This window comes from Candidatus Kapaibacterium sp. (assembly GCA_023957315.1).
Taxonomy (GTDB): domain Bacteria; phylum Bacteroidota; class Ignavibacteria; order Kapaibacteriales; family UBA2268; genus PGYU01.
Genome location: JAMLHE010000025.1, coordinates 1 through 9,713, shown reverse-complemented (window position 1 = coordinate 9,713; position 9,713 = coordinate 1). Strand labels below are relative to the sequence as shown.

The 9,713-nt window shown below is 35.1% G+C and carries 7 protein-coding genes; 3 read left to right on the top strand and 4 right to left on the bottom strand.

The annotated features are described in order from the left end of the window. Positions 1-3 precede the first annotated feature (3 nt). Entirely contained in the window at positions 4-1,740 is a 1,737-nt protein-coding gene (locus M9949_15010) for a hypothetical protein (GenBank protein ID MCO5252713.1), read from the bottom strand. Positions 1,741-1,881: 141 nt separating this feature from the next. Here M9949_15010 and M9949_15005 point away from each other — a divergent pair, with 141 nt between their 5' ends. From M9949_15005 to M9949_14995, 3 genes are all read left to right on the top strand, one after another. Beyond that, entirely contained in the window at positions 1,882-2,127 is a 246-nt protein-coding gene (locus tag M9949_15005) for a type II toxin-antitoxin system HicA family toxin (protein ID MCO5252712.1), read from the top strand. A gap of 3 nt (positions 2,128-2,130) precedes the next feature. Next, the gene (locus tag M9949_15000; GenBank protein ID MCO5252711.1) at positions 2,131-2,355 is read left to right on the top strand and encodes a type II toxin-antitoxin system HicB family antitoxin; all 225 of its coding nucleotides are present in this window, start codon (positions 2,131-2,133) and stop codon (positions 2,353-2,355) included. A 337-nt stretch (positions 2,356-2,692) separates the two neighbouring features. Beyond that, the gene (locus M9949_14995) at positions 2,693-4,108 is read left to right on the top strand and encodes a B12-binding domain-containing radical SAM protein (protein MCO5252710.1); all 1,416 of its coding nucleotides are present in this window, start codon (positions 2,693-2,695) and stop codon (positions 4,106-4,108) included. A 489-nt stretch (positions 4,109-4,597) separates the two neighbouring features. Here the strand turns inward: M9949_14995 and tnpA are convergent, their stop codons facing one another. Genes tnpA through M9949_14980 form a run of 3 tightly spaced genes read right to left on the bottom strand, consistent with a single transcriptional unit; the run spans position 4,598 to position 9,325 of the window. Further along, positions 4,598-5,065 (bottom strand): IS200/IS605 family transposase, encoded by a 468-nt coding sequence (gene tnpA, locus M9949_14990; GenBank protein ID MCO5252709.1) that lies wholly within the window; start codon positions 5,063-5,065, stop codon positions 4,598-4,600. Then, a complete protein-coding gene (locus tag M9949_14985; GenBank protein ID MCO5252708.1) occupies positions 5,066-6,361 on the bottom strand; it encodes an McrC family protein in 1,296 nt (431 codons plus the stop codon). It abuts the gene before it with no gap. 30 nt (positions 6,362-6,391) lie between these two features. Beyond that, positions 6,392-9,325: an EVE domain-containing protein gene (locus M9949_14980; GenBank protein MCO5252707.1), complete on the bottom strand. Its 2,934-nt coding sequence runs from the start codon at positions 9,323-9,325 to the stop codon at positions 6,392-6,394. Positions 9,326-9,713: the final 388 nt, after the last annotated feature.

The window sequence follows — 9,713 nt, the reverse complement described above, 5'->3', positions numbered from 1 at the left end:
ATCTCATTTTTTCTTTTTATTGAAGTCGAAGAGGCTGCTCTTGTGAGACAGCCTCTTGATAGCAGCATTAATTTCGATATATTCGCTTGCCGGATTGGGATGCAGAATTAAGCTTGAGCTATTTGCACTTTCCCAAACGCTGGTGGCAGGGGTGGCGGTGAAATCTAAAGTGAAGCTGTGCGATGTTATTAGAGTGTCGTAATATATTGGAGCAAAAGTATAGGCTTCGTCTATTGGGGTGATAAAATATTCTTTGGATTCCGCTTTATAGTAAACATAGTTCCCTGTAGAGTCGGTTTTCACCGTGTTTTCGCCAATCTGAACATCCATATTTGCAAGAATATCACCTTTATTATCTTTGATAATGCCCATTAATGTATAGTTTGACCTTATATCTTCGGCATTGAAATCAAATCCGGTCGTGTCACTTGTGAGTTCTATGTTGTATTCAAGTGGTGTATAGTCAAATGGTTTGTAGTAGTAGGTTGGGTTGTCACCATCATAATACTTGTTCAATGCTCTGACTTGATAAGATCCCTCTTTTAGGTTGCCGAATCTGTAATAGCCGTCTTTGTCCGTCATTGTGACACGGAAAGTGTCTAATTGGATCGCTACCCCTGCTTGCCCTTTGTCGCCTTCCCAAACGCGTCCGCTTATACTGTACTTATGTTCGACACTCGGAGCGAGGTTATCTTCTATCATTCTGTAAATATGCCTTGTAAAGGTTGCAACTACAGGAATTGTATCAGAATATCTTACGAGCATTGTAGGCGGGGTTGTCTTTCTTATTGAATCGTGCAGTTTGCTTTCATAAGTCCATGATTCACCTCCATCGTGAGTATAAACAATCTTTCCAAACTGACCGACTGTAATACCTGTTAAACTATCTTTGAATGCAATGCTCTGTAGTCCAAAAGGTTGAATATCATGGTCGTAAAATTTATTTCTAAGTGAATACAAATCTAACATCCTTCTCCAAGTTATTCCACCATCAGTACTTTTATATATTGCATCGTGTCCTGTGCCACCGCTTATCGTGTTACTTGAACCACATACAAACATTGTATTGTCATCTACAATATAAAAGTCTCTTATTCCTGATAAATGTCCGATATAAAGAAGCTCGTATTCAAAAGTTTTTATATTTAATTTTAATAATGAGTGATTTGTAAAACCTGAAATACTTGGATTTGATTTATCAAAAATTCTTGCTATCGAAAATAATATAGAGTCATTTTTAAATGTTGGATATAAAAGAGTATAACTCATATTCTCATTCTCACTGAATAATTGCTCATAGAAGTTATAGTAACTATTCCATCCGTCAGATGTGACATAATATCCACCTGAAGCTACACCAATATTTTTATTGAACATAGCTATGTTGCGAATATAATTAATACCGTCAAGTTTCAATGATTCGAAATTTTCACCTTTATCGTTTGATTTATAAATTGTACCATCGAAAAACGTTATAAAAATATTCACACTGTCAGGACAACTCATATCTTCAGCTGTATCGTGGTCTATGTTATTAGCAAACTCCCATGAGCTACCATTATCATCTGATCTATAGAAATTACAAAATCTACCAATAGTAGAAATGATGAATACATTTTTATTATCAGGACATTCCATTGCTATTGGATTAGACTCAATAATGAAAGTCATTTCCCATACGTTTTGAGAATACCCTTCAAGAGCTACAAACATTAATAAAATTGGAATTAGTGCTTTCATTTCAACATTTTTCTAAAATTAACAAAACCATATATATAATATACACATGAATGCGTAAATTATCTCAAAAGGATGGAAGAATTTTTTTGCAAAGTTGAAAGAATGTACTTAATTTTATGAAGATTTTTATAATTTTGTAGAATGAAAGTTGAGAAAATTCTAAAGAAATTGATTGCAGGCACCCATAACGTCAAATTTGGCGAGATGTTATATCTGCTCGAAGCATTTGGATTTGAGTTAGACAGAACTAAGGGCAGCCATCACATTTTCAAGCATGTAGGAATAAATGAGATCGTCAACATACAAAACGTGAATGGAGAAGTTAAATCTTACCAAGTAAAACAAGTTTTAACTATTATCGAAAGAAATTCGTTAACTTATAAGTAAATTATGAAAGATTATCATATAAATATATTTTATAGCGAAGAAGACGGTGGTTACATAGCGGACATACCGGACTTAGCTTATTGCTCTGCATTTGGAGATACACCTGAAGCAGCACTTCATGAGGTGTTGGAAGCTAAAGAATTATGGCTTGAAACCGCACAAGCAGCGAATAAAAAAATCCCTAAACCACATTATAAGCCTCTACTATACCAAATAGCCATGCTTTGAGTTGGCATCTTCCCGTGCCGTCAGTTGTTCTAAAGTTAGTGTATCATCAATAATTACAACTGACGACTATAATTCAGGTTCATCCCTATCCGTCAATTATAACAACTGACGGGACATACAAAGACGGAAATATCTTTAATTCCCCTCCTGAGGGGTGGATGCGCCAGCAGACGGGGTGGGTGTCTCGTCATAAAAATTCTTTTCCCACGAATAAATTCATGGGCTATGTTTTGCACAGAACGCTGTTGCAGTCCTACAAAATTCCTCTTCATCTTGCTTAAATTATGAAAATTATATTATTTTGCATATATGATTTTGAATTAAATGTAACAAAAAAATGGCAACAACAAAAATAGCCCTGATAAATCCTGAGTCAAAGAGGACTGTTAATTATTATCCCACCGGATTATGCTCATTAAGCTCTTATGTCAAAAAGTACTCCAAGAAAGATGTTGTTATCAAAATTTTCAATTATGATGAAGATGAACTGTCATATTTGGAAAGTTTTGCCCCTGATATAATTGGATTAACATCATTTACTCATTATTTCAAAAAAAGCGTCCAAATCAGCAAATTGCTAAAACAAAAATTTCCCCAAAGCTTGCTTGTATTCGGCGGTTGCCATATATCTGTAATGCCTGAGTCATTGCAGGGCGATTTCGATTTGGCTGTAATCGGCGAAGGCGAACAAAGCTTTCTCGAGATAGTGGAAAATTTCTCGGACATCTCCGATTTATCTTTCAAATCTATTGATGGGATTGCGTATCGGGAAAATGGCAGTGTAATCATCAACAACGCACGACCATTGATTCGTAATTTGGACGAAATCCCAATTCCCGACAGAGAAAATATTAATGACTTGGAGCGGATTATAACTGCTGACCATCCCGGCTGGTTTGGCAGAACCGGTTTGCGACATGCACAATTATCTACTTCTCGTGGTTGTCCTTACAACTGTATTTTTTGTCAGCCATCAGCAATGTGGGAAAAATACCGAATGAATTCTCCGGAATATATCGCCGAAGAGATTGATTACATTCACAAAAAATTCGGCATTAACGCGATACTGATTGAAGACGACCTTTTCACAGGAAGCAAGAAGCGGGTTTCAGGAATTATTGATATGTTGGGTCACAAAGGCTTATTGGGCAAAATAGTCTATTATGTGGCAGGTAGAACACTGCAAATTGATGAAGAATGGGCACAATTGTTCAAAAAACTGGGAGTTTATAAAGTAGAATTCGGGATTGAGTCCGGTTCTGACAGAGTTGCACAATACTTAAAAACCGGCAAATCTTCAACTGAGATAAACAAGAAAGCGATAACAATTCTAAACGCGGCAGGAATCAGTGTTATGGGGTCATTTATTGCCGGCGCCCCAAGCGAGACAAAGGAAGAATTGCAGCAATCAAAAGATATGATTAGATGGATTCAGAAGAGCCACAAAAATAATACTTGCGGCATCGGAATCGCTACACCTCTGCCTGCAACCGAGCTCTGGAATATTGCCGTTTCCAAGGGATTGATAGATTTAGACACTTTTGATTGGGACAAATTATTAGCTTTAAAAGTTATGCCAAAGTCCGGTAACGATTTTATATTGCTGAATGAAAATATGAGTGCGGATTATATTCTCAAGCAAGTTAAATCCATCAATTTTCGTCTAAATCTGGGTTCACCCTCTACATTTATTAAAGCTTTACCCCGCCGATTACTAAAACTATTTAGAAAAATACTGGGACGGTTGAGCTAATGTCTGGACTATGATTTGTGTGTTTTTGTGATGAAGTATGATTAAGAAAAATGGAATAAAATTTGTATATAACCCCTTCGGGGTAAAAATCAAACTCGTTTGTAGCATAGTTATAGATATTCAACCCCTTCGGGGTATAGAGACCAAAGTACAAAATCCACTGTTATAGATATTTAACCCCTTCGGGGTAAAGACATCAAGTTGTATTTTTACCACGAAGTGGTTAGATATCTATAACACATCGTTGCTTTTTTACATTTGTTTTTACCACGAAGTGGTTATATATCTATAACAAGCACTTCTCAATCTGACTTTAACCACGAAGTGGTTACATATCTATAACAAGCACTTCTCAATCTGACTTTAACCACGAAGTGGTTACATATCTATAACAAGCACTTCTCAATCTGACTTTTACCGCGAAGCGGTTACATATCTATAACATTCACATCGCATTATTATTTATATTACCACGAAGTGGTTATATATCTATAGCAAGCCCACATCTTCAAAAATATATCTTTCATCATACGCAACATTAAACTTGTTTAAGAGCTCGATATATTCTTCCTTAAAAGTCTTTCTTCTATGATGCTCCTCTTGATTCTCAATATATAGCGCAACTTTACTAATTTGGGAATGAGAGTAAGAAAATGCACCATATCCGGATTGCCATTCAAATTTTCCTTTTACCCATTTCCTTTCGTTAATAAACAATGATGAGCAACGTTTTATCTCCTTGACTAATTCGGAAAGTTGTTCTACGGGCTTAAAACCAATTAGAAAGTGTATATGATTCGCAACGCCGTTTATACAGAGCATCTTATGCCCTTTGTTATGAACAATTCCGCTGATATACTTATAAAGCTCGTCTTTGTTCTCATTTCTAATCAAATTATCTCTACCTTTGACAACGATTACAATTTGAATGTAAATCTGAGTATATGTTCCTGCCATTTACTTTTCTCCTATTTTGTTAATCAAAATCTCCCTAATGTCTTTTTCCAGAGCACCTTGCTGTTCCTTCAAATCCCTACATATATTCACAGTACGGATATCCAATCTGTGATCGGAGTTAAAAAAAGTAAAGTTTTTGCTTCCTGCTTCTTTATTAAGATGTTTCGGATATAGCAAGATTACTCGCTTGCAATCGTATCTCTGAGAATATGCATACATCTGGTATGCATCGCTTTGCGAGACACCGAGGCTTTTCACTTTCTCGTCCAACTGTTTGTATTTTGTGTCTAATATAAAATGATTCTTTTTATCTTTGGCTTTAAAAAAAATATCAGGTCTTAAACTGAAATGTTTGACAATTTTCTCATTTAATTTTTCCGTCAATAAAGATTCACTGCACTTTTGAGTTTCCATTTCATATCCTGGCGGATGAAGTTCATGTTTTCTGATAAACCCTGCTATAAATTGCTCGAAAAGAAAATTCATATCAAACATAAAAGTGAAAGTGGAGATTTTCGAATCCAGCGTATGCGTAGAAAGTTTGTTCAGAAACAGCCGTGCAAGCTCGAAAATCGGCTTATATTCCTGATTGATTCTGGTGAATTTCACTTTATCCAATTCAATTGAGTCAGGTTTCAAGATGTCGTCAATTTCAGCATAAATCAGCAAGATATGGTGCAGCAGCAGCTTATTGCCGGAATTGCTTGTCGCAAAAAGCAGCATCCGCGAGACAAATTTCAAAATCCGGTTCAACTCGTTATTGTCGGTGAATTCGTCGTAGGAAACGTGGAATTTATGCTTCAGATGCGGCGATTTGGAGAGTTGCTCGCTCAGTCGCCATGAGCCTTTGAGGAAATTGCTCTCGTCTTCGACTGTTATGTAGGAGCGGTTCGGGTTCATTTTCAACTGCTCAATCAATTTCTTCGCAAAAAGATAAATCAATACCTCGAAGAAATTATCCATTTTCTCTTTTTCGATGGATGATTCAAAATCCTTGAGTTTAGCGAAATTATAGCCATACTCAAGCATGAACATAAAGTTTTTAATGGCTTGTTTCTTATTGCCCTCTAATTTAGCTCCTGTATATAGTTTCGGGAATACATTGATTTTCAGGTCTTTGTGTTGAAGAGTGCCAACAAAGTTTTTTGCCTTTATGCAATTTTTAATATCTGCTTTTGTTGGGTGCAAAGTGAATGGCAGATTTTTAGGGAACTTATCTTGAAAATCAAGTAGTGTATCCCACTGTTCTTTATCTACTGGTTGTCTATCGTATTCTACTATGTTAATCGTGTTCATATGTTTAGCACTGCTATTTTAAAACTGTTTTTATGCTTCAATTTCTTCATCTTGCTCTTCCGCTCCGTTAGTCTTTTGATTTGCGTTTTTTCCATACACAGCAAACTCATAAACTTTAGCAAATTCATTTTCAAATTTGCCTTCACTTGCTTTCATTTTCAGTTTCCATTTTTCATTATCTTTCGCAGGTTTTGCAAGATACTCAGACTCGCCTATCACTTTTGCAAGATTGCCATAATCGGCATAGAAATATTCCTGCAAGAGAGGCATAATCCTGTTTTCCCAAGCACGGCGAAGCTCTTCAAAAGTATTCACTTTCATCAAAAATGAATGCCCGATTTGATGTTCGCGGTCGTATTCTTTACAGATTTTTTCGTTAAGTTTGTAGAGGAAAATTGATAAATCTTTATCTCCAATTATCCCTGAATTTGGCCATTTTAATTCATCAATAGCGGTCTTTTCATTGATTATTATGATTTCGTCTGTATGATGATACTTCGGCATCATCTCCTCGAAATCGAAGCGGCGGCGAAGTGCTGTATCGAGTTGGACGAGTGAGCGGTCGGCTGTATTCATTGTGCCGATGATATACAAATTGGGTGGCACACCAAACTGCTCGCCGGAATACGGCAGCGTCACGATTATCTCGTTATCCTCGCCCAATCGCTTATCTTCTTCGAGCAGCGTTATCAATTCGCCAAATATTTTGGAGATATTCCCGCGATTAATTTCATCAATGATGAGGACGACGGGCTCACGTTTGCTTAAATATTCCTTCCTCTTTTCCTTATCGTCATATTCTTGTAAGAAGTTTTCAAAATCATCAAATCCAATTGCTTCTACACACACTTTCTTAAAGATTCCACCTTTAACGTCATAAATGACAATTTCTTTGTTCCCTTTATCTGTGCAAACCGAAATCCCTTCAACAAATTGTTCGTATGAGAATGATTGGTGAAATGTGATGAAAGAGTTGCTCGACGTACCATCAATTTCTTGAGCTTTGATTTTGCTATTAAACGTTTTCCCCGTGCCGGGAGGTCCATAGAGGATTAGGTTTTTGGCGAAATTTTTGGAATTGCTGGGTCTTAATTTGAGTAAGAATTCAAACTCTTCTTTGGTTGCCTTCAAATTTGTGCCTTGTTTACCAGCTTTCAGATTCTTTAATTCTTCAATGTTCATTATTTCACTTTTTAATATTGGATTGTCAATATAATTATGCGTTATTGTAATTGGAGCTCTTAATCCGCTTGGTTTTGTTGTTTTCCAAAAATGATCATCAGTTTCCAAACCGACTTCTTTTGGGTTGTCGCTTATTTCAGCAAGTGCATAACATCCACTTTTTTCACCTGTCACCCATAAAATTACTTTATCGCCACTCCTAATATTTCCTTTGTTTTGATTTATTAACCAGCTATTGACCTTGTTTTCCTTTAATGCTGAAAATACGTCAAAAATATCAGGATTAGCTTGGAAAATCCAATAGTTGCGGGTATGTATTAATTTTTTATCGAAACATTGATACAAAATATCTTGTGCTAAAAGTAATAAATTATCATCATGAAAATCGTCAGTATCTAATTGGCTTTGGATCAAACCGATGAGCTCTTGGTCATGTTTGATATAATTATCAACTAATTCATTCATCAACCCCAAATAATGATTATACTTTTGCCCCGTTTTTTTTGTGTTGACTTTTATATATTCGCAATAAGCCTCATAAAAAGATGATTTATAAAAGGTGTATTTGGTTGGATTGTGATATGTTAAAAAAGTGGCAGCAGTCCTTTCATCATGTTGATGAGAATGCCTTTCTACAGCTTTTACAGATTTGTATAATTCATCAGCAGTGTCAATAAAAGACCTAATTCTATCATTAAGAGGTTTAGTCTCATCAAATAATTCACTTAAACAACTTTTATACTCTATTGGTTTTGTTTTAACTAAATGCTTTGCTACATTTAATGCATATTGGTAAAGTAGATTAGAATAATCAACTTCTAGAAATTCTTGTTCAAAGTTCGTGGCATTAAGATTTGGCTTACCTTGATGAAGACCGAGTAATTTCCATTTGTAGTGTTCATCGTTTAATCCAACTTTTTTTATGTGATCTTTATATATACTAAGCATATTTAGTATGGGGCTATCATTTTCACTCAATATAATGTTGATGTCTTCTACAATAGGCACTATTTGGTTTATGGTATTTTCAAGTTCGTTTACGTCATGTATTTCGATAGAAGTGGCACTATATCCTTTATTTGACATTATATCATCAATTTTCACTCTTAAATCCTCTCCTCTGCCGATTTCAGCAATTAGCCCGTCAGACTTAAAATCAAAAAGAAGCTGGGCACATTTCTTATGATTAGTAAATATTGAAGGAGTAAATAACAAGGAAGCAATATCTCTACCTTGAGCCTGGAAGCCATTAAAATCAATAGAATGAGAACTAAATTTAATATTGAAGTTAGTTGAAATATAGTTTATTGTGTAATCGGATATTTCATTTAGACATTTTTGTACTTTAAGCTGGATTTCACGCTTGTTTTTGAAGTAAAAAATTGTATAAAGCAGTCTAAAGGGCATACTCCAAACTATAAAAGATTTGTCATTGATATTAGAGTTCTTAAGCATACTATTATCAATAATTGGAACATACGTTTGTATAAAAGCAAGATTTTTTTCAATAATGGCTTTCTTAATTTCTTCAATATCATTATTTGTAATTTCTGTTCCTTGGTTAAGTTTAACTAGCACAATTCTTCGTAACAAATTAACCGGATATACTCGTGTTTTGCTTTGCTTATAATCCTTGTCTAGTAAGCCATTAATTTCATTTTTAGTAAGCAAATTAAGTTGTTTAAATAAAATCTCTGGTATCATGAGTTCGTTGAAATATTTGGCAGTTTCGACCAAATAATCTATTGAATCTTTGATGTTTCTTTCAATTGCAACTTCCATCTTCCTTCTCCATTTATTATTACACATGTTAAATTTCAATAGTATATTCAACCCCTTCGGGGTAAAAAGCCATCCTAAAAAATTTACTTGTTATAGATTATTAAATTCAGATTTTCTTTGCTAATACGTTCCATCTTTCTTCTCCAAATTTTTGAAATATTACATTTTTACAAATATAATGTTTAGAATGCAGCAATTTGTCATTTTGCAACAAGCGAAATGAAAAATGTGAACTATTTGCTAACCCACGGTTGAAACCATGGGCTATGTTTCGGGCAGAACGCTGTTCTGTCCATACGACACGAGTCTTTCTGAGGCTGTCTCATAAGGGCAGCCATTTTTTATATTTTTGTGGAAAAAAAAGAGAAAATACTAGGTACAAATCGGC